Annotated in this window: 21 protein-coding genes; 7 read left to right on the forward strand and 14 right to left on the reverse strand. The window is 60.0% G+C overall.

Annotated features, from left to right (window positions below; all coding sequences use genetic code 11):
• Positions 1 to 47 precede the first annotated feature (47 nt).
• Positions 48 to 560, forward strand: a complete 513-nt coding sequence (locus SM765_RS21610) for a L,D-transpeptidase family protein (protein WP_368981889.1) — start codon at positions 48 to 50, stop codon at positions 558 to 560.
• On the opposite strand, the gene lnt is transcribed toward SM765_RS21610, so the two are convergent.
• Genes lnt through SM765_RS21660 form a run of 10 tightly spaced genes read right to left on the reverse strand, consistent with a single transcriptional unit; the run spans position 541 to position 8,029 of the window.
• Positions 541 to 2,148, reverse strand: a complete 1,608-nt coding sequence (gene lnt / locus SM765_RS21615; RefSeq protein WP_368981890.1) for an apolipoprotein N-acyltransferase — start codon at positions 2,146 to 2,148, stop codon at positions 541 to 543. The two genes, SM765_RS21610 and lnt, sit on opposite strands and share 20 nt — an antisense overlap.
• A complete protein-coding gene (gene lspA / locus SM765_RS21620; RefSeq protein WP_425537276.1) occupies positions 2,115 to 2,573 on the reverse strand; it encodes a signal peptidase II in 459 nt (152 codons plus the stop codon). The genes lnt and lspA overlap by 34 nt, the downstream gene beginning before the upstream one ends.
• Before the next feature lie 28 nt (positions 2,574 to 2,601).
• Complete coding sequence (locus SM765_RS21625; protein ID WP_274830675.1) at positions 2,602 to 3,384, reverse strand: ZIP family metal transporter; 783 nt, start codon at positions 3,382 to 3,384, stop codon at positions 2,602 to 2,604.
• Positions 3,385 to 3,396: 12 nt separating this feature from the next.
• Positions 3,397 to 3,852 (reverse strand): DUF411 domain-containing protein, encoded by a 456-nt coding sequence (locus SM765_RS21630; protein WP_038008346.1) that lies wholly within the window; start codon positions 3,850 to 3,852, stop codon positions 3,397 to 3,399.
• 3 nt (positions 3,853 to 3,855) lie between these two features.
• The gene (locus tag SM765_RS21635) at positions 3,856 to 5,229 is read right to left on the reverse strand and encodes a peptidoglycan DD-metalloendopeptidase family protein (protein WP_368981891.1); all 1,374 of its coding nucleotides are present in this window, start codon (positions 5,227 to 5,229) and stop codon (positions 3,856 to 3,858) included.
• On the reverse strand, positions 5,226 to 5,852 hold the full coding sequence (locus SM765_RS21640; RefSeq protein ID WP_274830677.1) for an SCO family protein: 627 nt from the start codon (positions 5,850 to 5,852) through the stop codon (positions 5,226 to 5,228). The genes SM765_RS21635 and SM765_RS21640 overlap by 4 nt, the downstream gene beginning before the upstream one ends.
• A complete protein-coding gene (locus tag SM765_RS21645; RefSeq protein ID WP_274830678.1) occupies positions 5,852 to 6,319 on the reverse strand; it encodes a copper chaperone PCu(A)C in 468 nt (155 codons plus the stop codon). Before SM765_RS21645 ends, SM765_RS21640 begins: the two co-directional genes overlap by 1 nt.
• A gap of 23 nt (positions 6,320 to 6,342) precedes the next feature.
• Positions 6,343 to 7,002, reverse strand: a complete 660-nt coding sequence (locus SM765_RS21650; RefSeq protein ID WP_274830679.1) for a DsbA family protein — start codon at positions 7,000 to 7,002, stop codon at positions 6,343 to 6,345.
• Positions 6,999 to 7,421 (reverse strand): disulfide bond formation protein B, encoded by a 423-nt coding sequence (locus SM765_RS21655; protein WP_090735045.1) that lies wholly within the window; start codon positions 7,419 to 7,421, stop codon positions 6,999 to 7,001. The genes SM765_RS21650 and SM765_RS21655 overlap by 4 nt, the downstream gene beginning before the upstream one ends.
• A gap of 5 nt (positions 7,422 to 7,426) precedes the next feature.
• Positions 7,427 to 8,029 carry an SCO family protein gene (locus tag SM765_RS21660; protein WP_274834171.1) on the reverse strand — a complete coding sequence of 201 codons (603 nt, stop codon included), beginning with the start codon at positions 8,027 to 8,029 and terminating at the stop codon, positions 7,427 to 7,429.
• A 171-nt stretch (positions 8,030 to 8,200) separates the two neighbouring features.
• Here SM765_RS21660 and SM765_RS21665 point away from each other — a divergent pair, with 171 nt between their 5' ends.
• From SM765_RS21665 to SM765_RS21675, 3 genes are all read left to right on the forward strand, one after another.
• Positions 8,201 to 8,629 (forward strand): MerR family transcriptional regulator, encoded by a 429-nt coding sequence (locus SM765_RS21665; RefSeq protein WP_013959865.1) that lies wholly within the window; start codon positions 8,201 to 8,203, stop codon positions 8,627 to 8,629.
• 108 nt (positions 8,630 to 8,737) lie between these two features.
• Entirely contained in the window at positions 8,738 to 9,493 is a 756-nt protein-coding gene (locus SM765_RS21670) for a transglutaminase-like domain-containing protein (RefSeq protein ID WP_274830690.1), read from the forward strand.
• On the forward strand, positions 9,483 to 10,400 hold the full coding sequence (locus SM765_RS21675) for a cation diffusion facilitator family transporter (RefSeq protein ID WP_274830680.1): 918 nt from the start codon (positions 9,483 to 9,485) through the stop codon (positions 10,398 to 10,400). Before SM765_RS21670 ends, SM765_RS21675 begins: the two co-directional genes overlap by 11 nt.
• Positions 10,401 to 10,761: 361 nt before the next feature.
• Here the strand turns inward: SM765_RS21675 and petA are convergent, their stop codons facing one another.
• Both petA and SM765_RS21685 read right to left on the reverse strand, forming a co-directional pair.
• A complete protein-coding gene (gene petA, locus SM765_RS21680; protein WP_209259441.1) occupies positions 10,762 to 11,319 on the reverse strand; it encodes a ubiquinol-cytochrome c reductase iron-sulfur subunit in 558 nt (185 codons plus the stop codon).
• A 107-nt stretch (positions 11,320 to 11,426) separates the two neighbouring features.
• Positions 11,427 to 11,825 carry a hypothetical protein gene (locus SM765_RS21685; RefSeq protein ID WP_274830681.1) on the reverse strand — a complete coding sequence of 133 codons (399 nt, stop codon included), beginning with the start codon at positions 11,823 to 11,825 and terminating at the stop codon, positions 11,427 to 11,429.
• 169 nt (positions 11,826 to 11,994) lie between these two features.
• On the opposite strand from SM765_RS21685, the gene SM765_RS21690 reads away from it, so the two are divergent.
• From SM765_RS21690 to SM765_RS21700, 3 genes are read left to right on the forward strand one after another with little or no spacing between them, the layout of a single operon-like run.
• Positions 11,995 to 13,629 (forward strand): TnsB C-terminal domain-containing protein, encoded by a 1,635-nt coding sequence (locus tag SM765_RS21690; protein WP_274830682.1) that lies wholly within the window; start codon positions 11,995 to 11,997, stop codon positions 13,627 to 13,629.
• Positions 13,589 to 14,512 carry a TniB family NTP-binding protein gene (locus tag SM765_RS21695; RefSeq protein WP_368981897.1) on the forward strand — a complete coding sequence of 308 codons (924 nt, stop codon included), beginning with the start codon at positions 13,589 to 13,591 and terminating at the stop codon, positions 14,510 to 14,512. Before SM765_RS21690 ends, SM765_RS21695 begins: the two co-directional genes overlap by 41 nt.
• Positions 14,449 to 15,171, forward strand: coding sequence for a TniQ family protein (locus SM765_RS21700; protein ID WP_234168060.1), 723 nt, complete (start codon positions 14,449 to 14,451; stop codon positions 15,169 to 15,171). The genes SM765_RS21695 and SM765_RS21700 overlap by 64 nt, the downstream gene beginning before the upstream one ends.
• Positions 15,172 to 15,295: 124 nt before the next feature.
• On the opposite strand, the gene SM765_RS21705 is transcribed toward SM765_RS21700, so the two are convergent.
• Positions 15,296 to 15,730, reverse strand: coding sequence for a hypothetical protein (locus SM765_RS21705; RefSeq protein ID WP_254702672.1), 435 nt, complete (start codon positions 15,728 to 15,730; stop codon positions 15,296 to 15,298).
• Between the two features lie 44 nt (positions 15,731 to 15,774).
• Complete coding sequence (locus SM765_RS21710; protein ID WP_152467152.1) at positions 15,775 to 16,956, reverse strand: Fic family protein; 1,182 nt, start codon at positions 16,954 to 16,956, stop codon at positions 15,775 to 15,777.
• Between the last annotated feature and the right edge of the window lie 1,346 nt (positions 16,957 to 18,302).

Genomic DNA, 18,302 nt, shown 5'->3' on the forward strand with positions numbered 1-18,302 from the left:
AGGTAACGTACTGTCCATATCAGACCTCACGAAAGAGGCATCGAGCAGTGAAAACCATCCGATTTCCCCGCCGCGCCGTCCTGTTGGGCGGGTTGGCAGCGTTTTTGTCCGGCTGTGCCAGCAAGTTCCGCAGCTATGGCGGACCCGAGGTGACCCGTGTTCGGCTTTATAAGGGGCAGCGCTTGCTTGTTCTCGACGGAGCCGATCGCGTATTGCAAACCTATCCGGTCGGGCTGGGTTTCGCGCCCGAGGGTCACAAGCAATTCGAGGGAGACGGCCGGACCCCTGAGGGCGCTTACGTAGTCGATAAGCGCAACCCCGACAGCACCTACCATCTTTCGATTGGCATCTCTTATCCGAATGAGGCCGACATCGCTTTTGCCGAGGCGCAGGGCCGGTCCCCCGGGGGCGACATCTTCATCCATGGTGGTCCACGACCCGGCATCGACCCAACGGACGTCCGCGACTGGACAGCTGGCTGCATCGCGGTCACAGATCGGCAGATCGAGGACATCTATGCAATGGTGAAGGACGGAACACCTATCCACATCTTTGCATGACGGTGTTTCTCATGCGGCGGTAGCGCGCCGTCGCATTGGTCGCCATTGCCCAGCTCCACGAAGCCAAGATGAGCGCCAGCAGCATCCAGTCCCCGAAGCTCGCGTAGAGTGTCGGCGGTCGCGCGGAGGGCAGGCTAGCGTCGATGATGCCCGTTTCGCCGGTATCGAGCCGCGCAATGATCTCTCCGCTCGTGTCGATGACCGCAGAGACGCCCGTATTCGCGGCTCGAATGACAGGAAGGCCTTCCTCTACGGCGCGCATACGTGCGGAAGCCAGATGCTGCTCAGGTCCGATGCTGGTGCCAAACCAGGCGTCGTTGGTTGCGTTGAAGATCCAGTGTGGCCTGAACAGGTCGTCGACCACATGGCTTGGAAAGATGATCTCATAGCAGATCGCCACGGCGACCAGCGGCACACCCGGAAGCGCAAGCGTTCGCGGGCCCGGTCCGGGCGTAAAATCGCCCAGACCCGCCGTGAGCCGCTCGATGGGCAACCAGCCACGGAATGGCACATATTCGCCGAAGGGTACGAGATGGTGTTTCGCGTATCCGGTCAGGATTCTGCCGGTCGCGCCAAAAGCCTGGACCGTGTTGAAATATCGGGTGCCATCCTCGCTCGGTACACGGTCCGGCACACCGGTGAGCAGCACCCTGCCCTCTGTGAGCGCAGCGGCAATGCGATCCCGTGCCTCCGTATCCTCATCGAGGAAACCCGGAAAGGCGGTTTCCGGCCAGAGAAGCACGTCGAAATCGCCGCGCCGGGTTGAAAGCTCAAGATAGCGCGCGAATGTCCCCTCGCGGTTCTCGGGCGCCCATTTCTCCTCTTGTGGAATGTTGCCCTGGACGATGCGCAGGTCGACACCGGGTGGCTGTTGTGCATCCGACTGGAGGCGCAGCGTGCCGACAGCCCACATCGTCGCGATTCCGGCCAGCGCCATGAGCGAAACGGTCAATCGTTGCCGCCCGGACGCCATAGCAGCCGCGCCAGGGAGTACCGCGACGAACACGGTGAGAAAGCTTAGCCCATAGCTTCCGACCCAGGCGGCGGTCTGGCGAAGGGCGGCGTAGTCTACAAGTGCGTAACCGGCCAGATTCCAGGGAAACCCCGTCAGAACGTGACCACGCAACCACTCGGCCACGGTCCAGGAGGTCGCGAACAGGAGGCAGGCCAAGAGACTGCCCATGGCTCCGCGCCGCGCGATTTCGGCAAAAAGCGCAGCGGCAATGGCTGGGAAAATCGCGAGACCTGCGGACAATCCCCCGACGGCCGGGATCGCCATCGTCCCAAACCGCTCGGCCTCTACGTAGAAACTTTCCGCGATCCACCAAATCCCGAAACCGAACTGGCCGAGACCAAACGCCCAGCCGACGAGGAAAGCGCGCCCGAAGGAGAGATCGCGAAGCCCGACAAACAACGCGGAATAGGCAACGGGAACGAGCAGGAGAATCGAGAAAGGCGGGAAAGTCAGAACGGTCATCGCCCCGGCGGCGAAACCAAGCGTCATCCGCGAAAGAAAACGGTGGCGCAGAGCGATGCGGTTCAGAATTTCCGGCTTCACGACTTGATCGAACGCCGCGCGCTGATCCATGGCGCGGCGAGCAAGAGCCCCACGCCACTGACGACAAATACATCGGCCAAGTTGAAGGCAGGCCAATGTGTTGTGCCAATGTAGAAATCGAGAAAGTCTGTTACAGCCCGATACCGCACACGATCGATGACATTGCTCAGGGCTCCGCCAATGATCGCGCCATAGGCAAGCGCTTCGACCGCATTTTCGGCGCGAAACAGCATAACCCCCAGCCAGATACAAATGGCAAGAGCGAGAGCGATTAGGCTCCACCACGGAGCGCCGCCCAGCATCCCGAAAGTCACGCCGTCATTACGATAAAAGACGAGATTGAATCCCGGAAACACGGAAATCCCGGCACTTAAAGTGACGGAATTTTCAACGACAATCGCTTTGGTGATCTGATCGATCGCGAACGTAGCAAGCGCTGCAAATACGCCGATTATCGGAGATACTTTGTATGATGACATTGCCTCATCCCAACCAGACATCGAGAAACAGCATCAGAACGAGCCCGACAGCGAGACCGAGCGTTGCCCTATTCTGATGGCCGCTGCGATGGGTTTCGGGGATGATTTCGTGGCTGATGACGTAAAGCATCGCTCCCGCGGCAAAGGCCAGACCCCATGGAAGCAGCGGTTCCGACAGTGTGATGATCCCGGCCCCGAGCAGGCCGCCAATCGGCTCGACCATGCCCGTCAGCGCCGCGATGCTCCAGGCGCGCAGCTTCGGATATCCCTCGCCCAGCAGAGATACAGCGACGGCCAATCCTTCGGGCGCATTTTGAAGCCCGATGCCGACAACAAGCGGCAGACCGCCCTCCATACCTCCGGATCCGAAGCCGACCCCGACCGCGAGGCCTTCGGGGAAGTTGTGGATCGTGATCGCGATGATGAACAGCCAGACCCGCCGCAAAGACGCCGCTTCGGGCCCTTCGCGTCCTGTCTTGAAGTGCTCGTGCGGCAGCTTCTCGTTCATCAGCGCGACAGCCCCCATGCCCAGAAGGATCGAGACGCATACGATGGCCGCAGGCATCGCGCCGTTTCCGAACATTGGCTCTGCCGCATCCAATGCCGGGATGATCAGCGAAAAGAACGAGGCTGACAGCATGACACCGGCAGCGAAGCCGAGCGACAGATCGCGCGTGGCCCGGGACGGGATGCGCCCAAACAGCACGGGAGCTGCTCCGACTGCCGTGAGCGAACCGGCGGCGAGACTTCCGAGAAAGCCGAGCATTATCGGAGACAGATTTTCCATGGGCGGGTCAGATTATCCTTCGGCGTAGCTCGAAAAGACTTCCGTCGACCCGTCCTTGCGGATGAGGAAGACATCATAGGCCTCGCGGTCGTCTTCTGGCCCCATGCCGGGCGAGCCATAGGGCATCCCCGGAACGGCGAGGCCGACGGCGTCCGGGCGCTCCTCGAGAAGGCGGCGGATGTCAGCGGCCGGGACATGGCCTTCGATCACGTAGCCATCAATGAGCGCGGTGTGGCAGGAGACCATGCGCTGCGGCACGCCGTTGTCGAGCTTGAAGCGAACCAGCAACCCGCCGAACATGTCCTGGCCGGTCGGCGCAAAGCCATTCTCTTCGAGATGGTTCATCCACGAGAGGCAGCAGCCGCAACCGTTGGTCTTGCGGACGTCGATCGCCGTTGCCTCTGCGAGGGCCTGTGCCGCCGGGAACAGGGCGAGCGTGATGGCAAGAGCTTGGGTCATGCGTTTCATGGGTCAGAGCCTTTCGGTTGTCGTTTCGGCAATCTCGCTGCCGAGGTTTTCATTCAGAAGCGCGCGCGCCTCGGCCAGACGCGAGAGCGCGGCGGTATCATCCGCTTCGCTCTCGGCTGCTTCGGCGAGCCGGTCGTCAGCGAGGGGGTCAGTCGGGCGCCCATCCACGAGGACTTCGTAGTGCAGGTTCGGACCTGTCGCCGTGCCAGTCGCGCCGACGCGGCCGATCACATTTCCCGCCGCAACGCGTTGGCCTTGTGCCAGGTCTTCCGGCACGGCGCTCAGATGCGCGTAGCGCGTCATGGTGTCGGAGCCGTGGGCGATTTCGACCACTCGACCATAGCCGCCCCGCCAGCCAATGAAACTGACCCGCCCCGGTGCCGTCGCTTGAACCGGTGTCCCACGTGCCGCTGCGAAATCGACGCCGGTGTGCATCCGGACGTTGCCAAAGACCGGATGCGTACGGCGTCCGAACACCGAGCTGAGGCGCGCACCCTCGACCGGCTGTGCGAAGACGCGCAGCACCTCGCCATCGACGTAGATCGTCGCCTGACCGCTGCCGTCGTTAGGCCATACGATCTCGTAAAGCGAACCGCCGATCTCCAATGCGGCGAAGGCGAGCTCGGGCTGTCCGATCCTATCCTCGCCCACACGCGCCTCACGCCAGAGAAGCCTTAGTGTCTCGCCACCGGCCAACTCGCGGCGAAAATCTACGGTCCCACCCAGCATCTGCGCCAGGTCCACGGAAAAACGGGCGGGTATGCCGGCTTCGTCGAGTGCCGCGAAGATCGAGCTGTCGATCACGGCTTCGCCGGCAAGGGTTACGATCTCCGGATCCGGAGCCACGACCTGCGTGGACAACTGCTCGCCGAAAACCACCTCGATCCGCACTCCGTCCTCGACGGCGAGTGAGACGGTGCGGGGGCTGCCGTCCACGGTCGAAGCGACAGTGACCGAGTGCCCCGGCCGCAGCCGTCGCAGATCGTATTCCGCGCCAAGCGCGAGGGCAACTTCGGCTCTGTCAGGTGCCGCAAGTCCAGCTTCGGACAGCAAGAAATCGAGCGTCTCGCCAGGTGCAATGTCGCGCGACCAAGTCGACAGGGGTGGCTCGATCGCCTGCACCGGCCTGTCGGCAAACGCGACCTGCAGAAGGGGCAGGGGGCCGAGGTTGGGTGCATCTTCTGCCCATACCGTCACGGGCAGCGTCACGAAGATGTCAACGTTCTGGGGGGCGTCAGGACGCTGGGGCATCCAATTACCTGCCGAGGCAAGTTCCGGCGGCACGGGTTCTTTCGACAGAACATCGGAGATGACGATAGCTGCCCCCGAAACCGTCCCCAAAATTGCGACAACCGCCGCCAGTGTTCTGAGCCTCATGTTGCCCCCTCCATTTCTTCTGCCAGCGCGCGGCGGATCTGCGGCACCGCGAATTCTCTGGCTTCGTGATAGTCGATCATGGTGACGAATCGCCCAGAGGCTGCGAACAGGAAGACGCTCGCGGTGTGGTTCATCGTGTAATCGCCGCTCTCCGTCGGCACCCGCTCGTAGGTGGCGCGGAAGCCGTCCGCGACGCGCGCGATCTGCTCTTCCGGTCCCGTCCAGCCACGGATCGCAGGATGGAAGTAGCCGACATATTCGGCCAGCGTTTCGACAGTGTCGCGCTCGGGATCGACCGTGATGAAAACCACGTTCATCTCGTCGGCCTCGTCTCCCAGATCGTCGAGCCATCCCGAAATGTCCGCGAGCGTGGTCGGGCAGACATCGGGACAGTAGGTGAAGCCGAAGAACGCCATCGTCGGGCGGCCGATCAGGGTTTCCGGCCCGACCGCGATGCCCTCATGATCCGTCAGACGAAAATCCATCGAGGTCAGAGCCACAGGCCGCTGCCCGATAGGCTCAGGTCCACCGGGTCCATCAACCTGCCACCAACCGACGAAGAGCATCAGGGCGACCGCCCCGACACCAGCCGCACCGTACCCCAGGATCGCCCGTCGCCGCATCAGTCCTGCGGCCCTCGCGCGGCGATGCCGAGGATCGGCACCTCGACCGTCACTTCGCCTCCGTCGTCGAAAAGCAGGGTCAGCGGAAAAGTGCCCCCTTCCGTCATCGGCTCTTGCAGTCGCATCAGCATTGCGTGCAGGCCGCCCGGCTCGAGCGCGACGCTTTCGCCAGGGGCGATCGCGATCTCCCCCGCCGGGCTCATGGAGCTTACACCTTCGGCATTGGTCTTCGTCTCGTGAATTTCGGGCATCATCGCGAGCGGTGTTGCAAGGCCGATCAGCGTCACCGGCTCGTCGCCACTGTTGCGGATCGTCATGTAGGCGGCCCCGGGACGGTTCATCCCGATGGAGGCGCGGGACCACGCGTTCTCGACGACAACATCCTCGGGTCCGGCCAGCGCGGGCACCGAGAGCCCTCCAAAGGTCAAAAGCGCCGCCAGTGTGCCGGTCAAAATATACTTTTTCATCGTTTTGATCCTGCCCTTTCCATTCAGCTTTGCGCGGCCGTAACTTCAGCAGAAACAAGCCGCCGTAATTCTGCTTCTCCGAATGGATCGAGAGGTTTTCCGTTCACGAAGAACGTCGGCGTTTGGCGTACACCTATCGTTTCAACGTCCGCGCGGTCCTGATTAAGGACCCCAATGGTTTGCGGGGCCATCATCTGGGTCCGAGCTGCCTCTTCATTAAGTCCGGCGCTCGCCGCTATCCCAAGGATCAAATCAGGACGAATATTGCCATGAGCCGCCCAGCGAGGTTGCTCTTCAAGTATGGCCTCCATCACGGGGAAGAAGACACCCTGCATTCGTGCGGCTTCCATGACGCGAATTGCTGTTTCTGATCCTTCCCCATGGAACGGGGTATACCGGATCACGACGCGAACCGCGTCGCCATGTTCCGCCATGATGTCTTTGACGATTGGGTGAAACGCGCGACAGGCCTCGCAAGCCGGGTCGAAAAATTCAACGATCGTGACGGGCGCATCCGCAGGCCCGAGGATGGGCGAGTAGGGGCGGATCATCGCGTCCGCAAGTTCCGGCGCAACAGGCTCGGCTTCGGCCACCGGGCCGGGGCGGTTTGCAAACCAGGTGGCTCCGCCGAAACCGGCGACGCAGAGGGCGAGAACGGACAGGATCAGGCCGCGTCGATTCATGTTCGTGTGTCCTTCAATGAAAGGGCCGACAGCGCCCCGATCAGCGCGAAGGCGGCGAGCGCCATCAGCGGGATAGGGATGCCGAAGACCAGTTGGTTGTCATCGGTGCAAGAGGGGCCGGTGGCCGTGCAGGGCTGGATGCGTTCGGGAACAAGACCGACGTAAAGCCCCATGTGCCACAGGGCGATTGCGCCGCCGCCAAGCGCCAATGCGATGCCGTAGCGCCCCACACGGCCGTCCCGCCACCAAAGGCCGAGCCCGAGGACAATGGCCAAGGGGAACATGAAGGCGCGCTGGAACCAGCACAGCACACAGGGCGTCTGCCCCAGCACCTCGCCGATGAAAAGCACGGCAAGCGAGGCGACGAGCGCGATGATCCACGCCAGCCCGAGGGCTGTTTCTCCGGATATGCGGTTCATTTCGGTCAGATCCTCTCTTCCAGATCGGCGAGGATCTCTTCGGCGGAGGTGCCATAGGGCCAGGAGTCGGCGAAGCCCGCGTCGGGATCGAAGAGGAACAGATGCGACGTGTGGCCCATGGTGTACCCATCCGGTGCTGCGGCCTCTTCGACGCGCTCAAAGAAGATTGGAAACGTCTCGGACGTGGCGGCGATCTGTTCCGGCGTGCCCGTCAGCCCGATGATGCCCGCATCGAACAGCGGGACGTATTCGGCGAGTGCTGGGGGCGTGTCTCGTTCAGGGTCGATTGTTATGAAAATCGGCTGGACCTTGGCGGCATCGTCGCCCAGACCGTCCATCACCGCCGCGACCTCAGATAGGGTCGTCGGGCAGACGTCGGGGCAGTTGGTAAAGCCGAAAAAAACCAGCATCCAGCGCCCCGCAAAGTCCTCCTCGGTTTGAACCATACCCCGGTGGTCCGTCAGTTCGAACTCAGCGAAAAAAGGCGGCTCGGCGTCAGTTCGGGCGCTGTCGGCACGATAGTCAGACCAGAGCAAAAGCCATACGAAGGCAAGCGCTGCCACGCCTGCCAAAACCCAAAGAAACTTCTGTGCCGATGTAAGGGACAATCCTGTTCGCCTGTTTTTGATTCTTATTGCATGTGCGGATACATCCTCTAGCCGCTAGAGGTTCAAGCACGAAATCATGGTATAGCTTCAACTCACGCGTCTGTGAATCCGACACTTGTTTATTCCGACGGCAAAACCTACACAAACTGTATCTTTTTCATGGAGGCGAAAATGCTTACGATCGGTACTCTGTCAAAGAAGACTGGCACAAAAGTGCAGACCATCCGGTACTACGAACAGATTGGGCTGATGCCCGAACCTGGCAGGACCGAAGGCGGACAGAGGCGCTACGACAATGCACAGCTCGACCGACTGTCCTTCATCCGCCACTCGCGGCAACTCGGTTTCTCGCTCGATGCGATCCGCGAGCTGCTCGACCTCAGCGACCATCCCAACCGCCCCTGCGACGAGGCTGATGCCATCGCGCGTCGCCAGCTCAAACAGGTGGAGCAGCGCATGGCCCGCCTGAAGGCGCTGCGCACCGAACTGAAACGCATGGTTCACGAATGCAGCGGCGGGCGGACCGGAGACTGCAAGGTGCTTGAGGTGTTGCGGGACCATTCGGAATGCCTGACCGAGCACGAGGAAATCGGGGCATAAGTCGAGATTTGGGGCAAACCTAAAAATCTTTGAGCAAAGGGTTGAAGCTATAGTGACTATAGCAATTAGGCTTTTTCCAAGACGATTCGAGGAGCGACTCCGTTGCAGATGACCGACCCCCTACTTGCACCCACCAGACTACTGGATTTTGATGCCGCGCCTCTTGCGAATCTAATTGAAAATCGCGGCTGGCGCGACTTATCCGAATACGATCGGATCGGAGCTGCCTATGATTTCGTTCGGAATGAAATCGCGTTCGGATACAATCGTGCTGACGACATCCCCGCCTCGGATGTGCTTTCCGACGGCTATGGGCAGTGCAATACCAAAGGGACGCTCTTGATGGCGCTGCTGCGTGGTGTTGGCATTCGTTGCCGGTTGCATGGGTTTACGATCCACAAAGGCTTGCAGCGCGGTGTTGTACCTGAGCTGGTGTATCCGCTTGCTCCGCAAGAAATTCTCCACTCATGGGTGGAGATCGAATATCAAGGTGCCTGGATCAACCTTGAAGGCTTCATCCTGGATGACGCTTTCCTCGATGTCCTGCAAACGTCATTCTCGGACACAGAAAGTCTCTGCGGTTATGGCGCGGGCACGGATTGCCTTGGCGCGCCTCCCGTCGCGTGGAAGGGAGAAGATACCTACATTCAGAAAACCGGCATCGTGAAGGATTTCGGCGTGTTTGATACGCCGGACACCTTCTATCTGTCCCATGAGCAATCCTTTGGATGGCTGCGCGGTGCCTTGTACCGGCATTTCATACGCCACTGGATGAATGCGCGCGTACGTGCTCTCCGCAACGGTCGCCTGATGACTGACCAACGCGCGACACACGCGCATGAGGAGCCTGCCAATGCCACATGACCACGGGCATGCGCATATCGATCCGAATTCTGGGGATCGGCGGGTTGCCATCGCGATCTGGGCGAACGCGCTTCTAACCGTTGCGCAAATCGTCGGGGGCATATTCTCGGGCAGTCTGGCACTGATCGCCGATGCGCTGCACAACTTTTCCGATATGGCCTCGCTTGTCATTGCCTTCGCCGCACGCAGGATCGCGCGCCGCCCGGCCGATGAGCGCATGACCTTCGGCTATGGCCGGGTCGAAATCGTCGCGGCCCTGATCAACTACACCACCCTGATCGTGATCGGCTTCTATCTGATCTACGAGGGTAGCATGCGCATGATCGATCCGCCCGAAGTCATGGGTTGGACCGTTGTCATTCTTGGTGGAATTGCGCTTGTGGTCGACACGCTGACCGCAATACTGACCTATTCGATGCAGAAGGGCAGCGTGAACATTCGGGCGCTATTCCTTCACAACTTGTCGGACGCACTCGCCTCCCTAGCTGTCATCATCGGTGGGTCTCTGATCATCCTTTACGACATGCGTTGGGTTGATCCGGCCATCACAATCGGCATCGCGCTCTACATCCTGTATCTGTCTTTCACTGAAATAGGCGGCCCAATCCGAACCCTGATGCTCGGGAGCCCGCCGGATGCGGATGGAAACGACGTGGTCAGAGCGATCCAAGGCGTCGAAGGCGTGGTCGACGTACATCATGTCCACCTTTGGCAAATGCAGGAGCACGCTGCGGCATTGGACTGCCATATTGTCGTCGAACGCGAACGGATGGGTGAGGCCGACAAGATTAAAGAAAACGTCAAATCGGTGCTGCATGAACGTTTCTCAATCGAGCATTCCACGCTTGAGTTCGAAGCAAGCGACAATGCGCATAAGGAGGCGCAGGTGTTCGGACACGGCCCATGATGGTGGTTCAAAGCATCTAGTGGTCGTTGGCCTCCTGTCCGGTCTGGTTTTGATTAGCGCGCTTCTTTGCTCATTTTTCCGCCCATCTAGGCACATTTGCTCTCCGAACAGCGAAAAATCAGTCATTCCAAACTTCGCATGCGGGCTCACATTGGCCGTGTTTGGAGCGGTGATCGCTTTGGGCATCAGTCGCGTACCCGTCAATCGCAACCTCGCTTGGATGGAAGCCAGAGGCCCACTTCGCGAAATATCCGGGCAAAGACTAATTCGGATGTGGTGCAACGCAATCCATGGTGATCGGAAGGCGTCTGAATATGGTCTGGTTTCACGCGGCGCGACTAAGTCAAAAAGTTCATATTATTCAGCCTAGCGTCAGCACCATGTTGTCGGACAAGGCCAGGGGTGGGATGTGCAAGTTCTCCGGCGCAGGCCCTTTGCGAATGCGTCCGGCGGTATCGTAATGCGACCCGTGGCAGGGACAGAACCACCCTCCGAAATCGCCCGCGCCATCGCCAAGCGGGACACATCCCAAATGCGTGCAGACACCGATCATCACCAGATAGGCGTCATGGCCCGGAATGGCGCGGTTCTCATCCTGCGCTGCGGCCTCACCGGGAATGTTGGGGTTGCGCGCATCGGTGTCTGGCAACGCAGAGACCGCCTGTTCACGCGCCTGGGCCATCTCGGCTTGCGTCCGGTGGCGGATGAAGACGGGCTTTCCGCGCCAATTGACGGTCAGTTGCGTACCTTCCGCGAGCCCGGAGATATCCACCGAGATTGTCGCCAGGGCGCGCACATCCGCCGAGGGGTTCATCTGATTGATCAGCGGCCAGAGCGCCGCACCCGAGGCGACCACGCCCGCGCCAGCGGTGGCATAATACAGGAAATCCCTGCGTTCAGCGTTGTCAGTCGCATTCATATCGAATTTAGCTTGCAACCTTACCGCGCTGGAACGTCAACGCGGGTTTTGTAACGGTTTGTCTGCAACCCGGGAGCCGACGGGGAAAACTGTGGCCGATCATCGGCTCAGTGGTGGGGTGGTGCGCCTTTTGCTATCATGAGGTGATGCTCCTGGTGATGCGCACCGATGGTCATCAGACCGAAGCACCCGAGACCCTGTATCTGGTCGGAATCGCCATCGACGAGGAGGGCGACACCGTCCCCAAAATCCTCTGTTGTGACTTCCCAACCCGTCTCGGCCGCCAGGAACGGCGCATGGGCAGGTACCATGGCGCGAATAGCCTCGAGGACGCGCGGTGCTCCCTGGATTTCGAACCGGATACCGGCGGGCCGCACACTGTGGATGACGTCGGCCTCCGTCGTCACAAGTTCCATGTCCACGAGGTGTCGCCTCAGAGCTGTGATATCGGCATTTGCCCAATCGGTATCGGGGTCGGCGCGCAAAAGTTCTACGATCTCGGCCATGGCGGCAAAGGCCGATTGCCCGGTGTCGCGTAGCCCTTAATTGTGAGATGAGAAATCCAACGAAATCAACGGCTGCGCTTTGCCCTTAAATGTGAGATTTTGCCTTTAATTCCGATATTCTTGCCCTTAAACCTGAGACAGGGTTCACAGACTTGTGCGGCAAATATCGATGGATGGTGATAGCGAAGACTGCGTGGTCATTGGTGCTGAGGAGGCGCGCAGGGCGGCCGTTCTGCGGCCGCTTGTTCAGGCATACCTCAACGGCACTGGCAGTCTGGAAAATTGCATCAATGATGCCGTTTGGGAACTTGGTGTCAGCAGGGCGACGGTCTGGCGTTGGATAAAGCGATTGGCGGAAGAGGGTGGACGCACCAGCGCGCTGGCTCCGCGAAAACGAGGCCGTCCGGCCGGTACGACATTGATATCCAGCAAGGTCGAAGCGGTGATTGAAGAACACCTTCGCCGTCATTTCCTGCGCCGAGAACGTCCGAGCCTGTCACGCGTCGTGACAGAAATCCGCAGCGCGTGCTGGCAGCAGGGCTTGCAACCGCCGACACGGCGGACGGTTCAGCGTCGTCTGGATGCAATGGATGCCCGTGAAGTTGCAAAGGCACGAGAGGGGGCAAAGGCTGCCCGCCAGAAATTTGCGTCTGTCACAGGCGAGAACAAGGCCAGTCAGCCTCTGGAGATGGTGCAAATTGATCATACGCCCGCGGACATCATTCTTGTCGACAGTTTTGAGCGCCAACCAATTGGCCGGCCGTGGGTCACGCTGGCTATCGACATCGCAACGCGAATGGTAACCGGATATTACGCCACTCTCGAGGCGCCTTCGCGTCTGTCAGTGGCGCTTTGCCTGGCACAGGCGGTGGCCCCCAAGGCGGAACTTCTGTCGGAATTGGCGTGCAATATTCCTTGGCCCGCACAAGGCAAACCGCAGAGCATCCATGTCGACAATGGCCGCGATTTCCGGTCGCGGGCCTTTCGGTCGGCATGTGCGGAATGGGGGATCGATCTGATCTATCGGCCGCCGGGAAGACCTCACTTCGGGGGTCACATCGAGCGGTTGATCGGCACGATGATGGGGGCCGTTCACCTTTTGCCGGGAACAACGCAATCCTCGATCGCGGTCAAGGGCGACTATGACGCCGAAGGCATGGCCACGATGACCTTGAGCGAATTCGATCGCTGGTTTGCTCTGGAAATCTGCCGATACAACAACAGCATTCATTCAAGTCTTGGCTGCACGCCCGTTGCCAAATGGGAGGCGCTCTCAGCGGAGATGACGGGCGACATCCCCTTCGAGATGGAAGCCTTTCGGGTGAGCTTTCTGCCAAGTGAACTGCGCAAGGTCAGACGCGGCGGCATCCATCTGTTCCAGATACGGTATTGGTCGGATGCCCTCGCAGGCCGCATTGGGCGCGGGGACGGAAAGGTCATCGTTCGCTACGATCCTCGCGATATCTCAATGATCTGGGTCGAACTCGACGATGGCCGATATGTTGAGGCGCGGTACAGAAACCTGGAAATTCCGCCCGTGTCACTATGGGAATATCGCGATGCTATGAGGAAGGCGCGTGCCCTTGGCAAGTCCGGGTCCAACGAGCTGGTGCTGGCTGAGCTGATCCGACAGCAACGCCAGATCGAGACCGAAAGCCGGGGCCTGACGAAGGCCGAACGCCGATCCCGTGAAAGAAAAGGGACATTGGAGGGCGCCAATTCGGCTGTCTCGACAACCGAAGGGCTGCGCCCGATCGACACGGGTGATACATCGCGCCCATTGTTCAAGGTGGAGAGATGGTGAATTGAGGGCAGGGACAACTGAAGAAGACGGCCGGATCGCCCTCATTCAATCGGATATCTGGATCGGCTTTCCACGGGCGGAACAGGTGTTGGACCGCTTGCAGGGCATGATCGAAGCGCCACGACAAACCCGTATGCCTGGGCTTCTTGTGCATGGCGCCTCCGGGATTGGAAAGACGATGATTGCCCGAAACCTGTCGCGCAAGTACGCACCAGAATACGATCCGGCATCAGGCATCACCCGCACACCGCTTCTGCTGTTGCAAGCGCCGCCCGCACCTGATGAACGGCGGTTTTACCTGCATATCCTGGCCGCCGTTGGCGCCCCGGCGACGGCACTGAGCGCCCGCGCTCAAAATGTGGCTTCCCTCGAAGTCCGTGTCATCGCGCTACTGCGTGACCTTGGCCTGCGGATGATCATGATCGACGAGGTTCACAACCTTTTGGCCGGGACCCACCGCGAACAGCGACGCTTTCTCAATGTTCTGCGGTATCTCAGCAATGAACTCGAAGTGTCGCTGGTCTGCCTCGGGGTCAGCGAGGCTGTCGATGCCATCCGTGGTGATATCCAACTTGCCAGGCGGCTGGACGAACATCACCTGCCAAACTGGCGCGATGATGCCGAGTTCTCGGATATGATCCAGACACTCATCGCGGCAATGCCCCTCAACAAAAAATCCAATCTGAAGGTCAAGTCGCTCAAGCAGATACTTGCACTGACCGGTGGGGTGACCTCGCGCATTTTCGCCCTAGTCAAGGATCTTTCCATCGAGGCCATTGTCACCGGTGAGGAATGCATCACCGATGACGCAATCGCAAAATGGACGCCGGTTTGGTCGCGCCATGCGAACGCCCATCGGCGGCTCGAGAAGACCGGCGTGTGACGCTGCGACCGCTGCCAAAGACTGTCGCACCGCTTCCAGACGAGTTGTTGTCAGGTTGGTTGTCTCGGTTGGCTGCGGCCAACTACTGTAATGACGCGGAACTGCTGGCTCATATCGAAATCGATACCACGCATGGCACCGCCTTGGACTTGAGCATCGACGCGGCTGCGGCAGAGAAGATTGCCAATGCCGCACGGGTCGCCCCAGATGTCGTGCGATCTTTGACCTTTCCGGCAATGACGCCACGAGAAGCATCGCTGACGGCCCAGATGCCATTCCAGCATTGTCTGCAATGCTCCCGAGAGGGCCTTTCGCTCAGGCATTGGAGGCGGGCCTGGGCATTCGACTGTCGGGTTTGCGGGACGAGACTTGTGCAGACCCTCGGCAAAGCCGGTGACGAACCAATATCCGACAAACTGATATACCGAGCGCGCCGCGGGGCAGGGATGCTTGAATGCGCCGCGCGATCGCAAGGCCCCAGGCAACTTCGGCGCGCAATGCGCGCAGTCACCTTTGCCATGTCACTTAAGGGCTGCCACGGGGAGCCCTTGTTCGCTCTTCAGAGCCACAGACCGGAAGTGAGGCTGTTGTGCCTTGCCGCAATCGCCGCCGCGCGATCTCATCCTTGGCTAAGGCAGCCATCGTCAGCTCCGCCATAGACGACTTTGCCAAGGTTGCTCTCTTGCGCGCCTTCGAGAAGGAGCATCGATTGCTAGCCGCGGTCGATCACATCGCGCAAAGGCACGCGAGAAGCAAAGGCCCCATGACAGCCGAATCTCGCAATTAAAGGCAAAACTCAATGCCGAAAGCGTCTCGTCTCAGATTTAAGGGAAACGCGACATCGGCCTTGCGAATATGAGGCATCCGGGTGAGCGAAGCGGCAGGCTGCTGGTGCGCGGCGATCCACGATATCGCCTGGAACAGCCAGCCATCACGGTGCCAAGGATCGTCACCCTCCGCCAACGTCAGTTGTTTGATCGCTGCAGTCGCCTGCTCGGCATTGGCAGCAGGTCCCGGCACCCCCGCACCGCTCAGGATCTTGGCGACGTGGCGATATTGGCCGAGAACTATACGTGCAACCTGTTCGGCGAGTGCGTCCTCATCATCGATGGACCACGCCCAGCCGTGGCAGAGTTCGCCATGATCTATTGGAACGAGTTTGAGAGTCATGGGCACGCCGAGCCATTGCCCGAACTTGTAGGGGAGCAACCCAGCCACGATTGACATTCATGGTCGAATGGCAATTGTCATCGCACCTTTCTCTAGGCAGTGGTGGGTAGCGGATCGGTACCCTCGCTGAGGATGGTCAGATAGGCGCGATAGCTGAAAACACGCCCCCGCTTCCTCCCAGTAATCTCCTCAAGAATTCCGAAGCGTTGGAGGTCGGCGAGGGCCGCGTTCACCGTCGGAGCCGACAGACCGGTGTACTCGACCAGTTGGTTCGCGGTCAGGAAGGGGTGCTGCTGGAACAGTTCATGGATACGCAGTGACGAACCGGCGCGATCGCTTTGCGCTGAAATGCGCTCGCGATCCTCCTTAAACAGGTCAACAATCCGCGTGGCGGCATCAAATGCCTGGTTTGCCGTATCCGCCACGCCAGCGAGGAAGAAGTCAAGCCAAGCCTCCCACTGACCATGCTCACGAACCTCCTGGAGCAGGCGATAGTAATCAGCGCGATGCGTCTTAAGAAACAAGCTCAGATAGAGGAGAGGCTTTTGCAGCACCCCATTGACGCAGAGGTACAATGTTACCAGCAACCTGCCGATGCGGCCATTGCCGTCGAGAAAAGGGTGGATGGTTTCAAACTGGACGTGCAGCAGTCCTGCCTTGATGAGAGCAGGAAGGCGGGACTGGTCGTCGTGCATGAAGCGTTCAAACGCGCCGAGGCAATTGTCCAGTTCCGTGACGGGGGGTGGAACGTACAGCGCATTACCGGGACGTGTCCCTCCGATCCAGTTCTGGGAGCGCCTAAACTCCCCGGGGTCCTTGGTGCCGCCACGTCCGCTTTGCAGCAAACGCGCATGCATCTCGCGGATTAGCCTCAGGGACAGTGGCAAGTCTTCGAGGCGCTCCAACCCGTACATCATGGCATCGACGTAGTTCGAGACCTCGCGGATGTCATCGATTGGCTGGCCCGCCTGTGCTTCGGTCTCGAAACGCAGCAGGTCTGTCAGCGTCGATTGCGTTCCTTCGATCTGTGAGGAAAGTACGGCCTCCTTGCGGACATACATATAGAGGAACAGTTCCTGGCGCGGCAGAAGCATCGTGATGCCATCCAGCCGCCCTAAGGCGCGCTCCGCGAGGCTGAGTCGGTCGAGAAGCCCCAGTACGTCGATTGTTGGGACTGGAGGCAGGGGAGGTGGTACGAAGGCGCGGACCGTCTCTCCTGCAACGGGGGTTTCGACAAAGCGGCCAAGGCGTTGGTTGGGGTCTGAATCGGTCATAGCTCACTATGATGCCCCTCTTTTATTTAAGCAATACGGGCTTCGCTTAAATAGTGGGTAGGCTAAGATAAGCGGGTTTAATTAACGTGGTGAGAGTAGGTCAGTGGCAATATGAGCGGGTTCATGGCAGCTTCCTACTGCTCTCGGTTGCAGGAATCCTTCCCGATGCCTGTGCGGAATAGCCTCTTCCAGAGAACACCATCGATCACGAGTCGCCAATCGAGACCTTTCGGCTCATTGGCCCGCATTACGGGCGTCCTACGCGATATGGCAGCTACGCGCACGACAACTCGGATGGCTGAAGAAGGCCAAAGGTCGTATCTGTTACATTCCGAGTCGGGGTTAGTTTCATCAAATCGGCGAACGGAATTCGTGGGTGCTTGTTGTCCATAAATCATCCTGCCCTTTGGTCAGGACCGCGCCCTACTCGGTCGGCTGCATGCAGCCGCCCTCCCCGAGCTGAAACGCTGCCTCTCCCTGCGACGTACCGCTGGCCGTGCCGTCTCCTCCGGAGCCAGCCCGACCAGCCGTCGCATGGTCGTGGCAACGCTTCATCTCGGCCATTCGGTAACGGTCGCTGGGGCGGGGCGGGTCGCTTCAATAGTCTCGTTTTTCCCGTGTCAGCCGGTGTTAGTCCTCGCTTTGCCGGACATGCTGTTCTGCCATCATTGACCGCAAAGGAGTTTCGACAACCGCCGGATCGCTCTGGCCAAAGCTGGCAGAGGGTCGGTGTTGGACGCGATGTAAAAAATCGCAAACTATTGGGATGCCGAAGAGGGTTGGTCCGAAATCGGGATGACCCGCGCCCGGTGCAGATGCCACGGCGGTCTGCTTGAAATCGCTCAGCCAGATGGCACCTCACTCGACCAACTTACCACGGGCAAGCGGTCGCGCCACGTTAGGCAAGGCTCGGCAAAGCGCGAACCCGTCCGGCTGCGGCTCGGGGTGAGAGGGCAGAAAGGACACCGCCCCCGGCAGTTTCATCGGCTGTTCACCTGGGTGTCCTTCGCGGCCACCGCACTTCTCCCGATGTGTTGCTCTGCATGACATGCTGGTCGCAGCTGTCGTCCCGTCCACAAAGGTTGTCGCCGATCTTTTTCCCCTGACCCTACGGGTCATTCCTCGCGCGCCAAAAAGACCGGCGCCTGCCCCTCTCCGCTACGCTTCGCCTTCGGTGTGGCCGGGCCTTGGCCAGCTGCAAGGTGACCATCATTGCAATGCAAACAAGGAGAAGAGCAATGACCACGAACTGCATTAAATTCACCAGCACCGACATCGAAACCGCCAAGGGCGTCGGCTCCATCTCGACCCTGACCTTCGACCTCGACATCACGGTCGAACCCGTC

The organism is Pseudophaeobacter sp. 1A09344 (genome assembly GCF_041008745.1).
In the GTDB taxonomy this organism is placed as follows: Bacteria; Pseudomonadota; Alphaproteobacteria; order Rhodobacterales; family Rhodobacteraceae; genus Phycobacter; species Phycobacter gallaeciensis_A.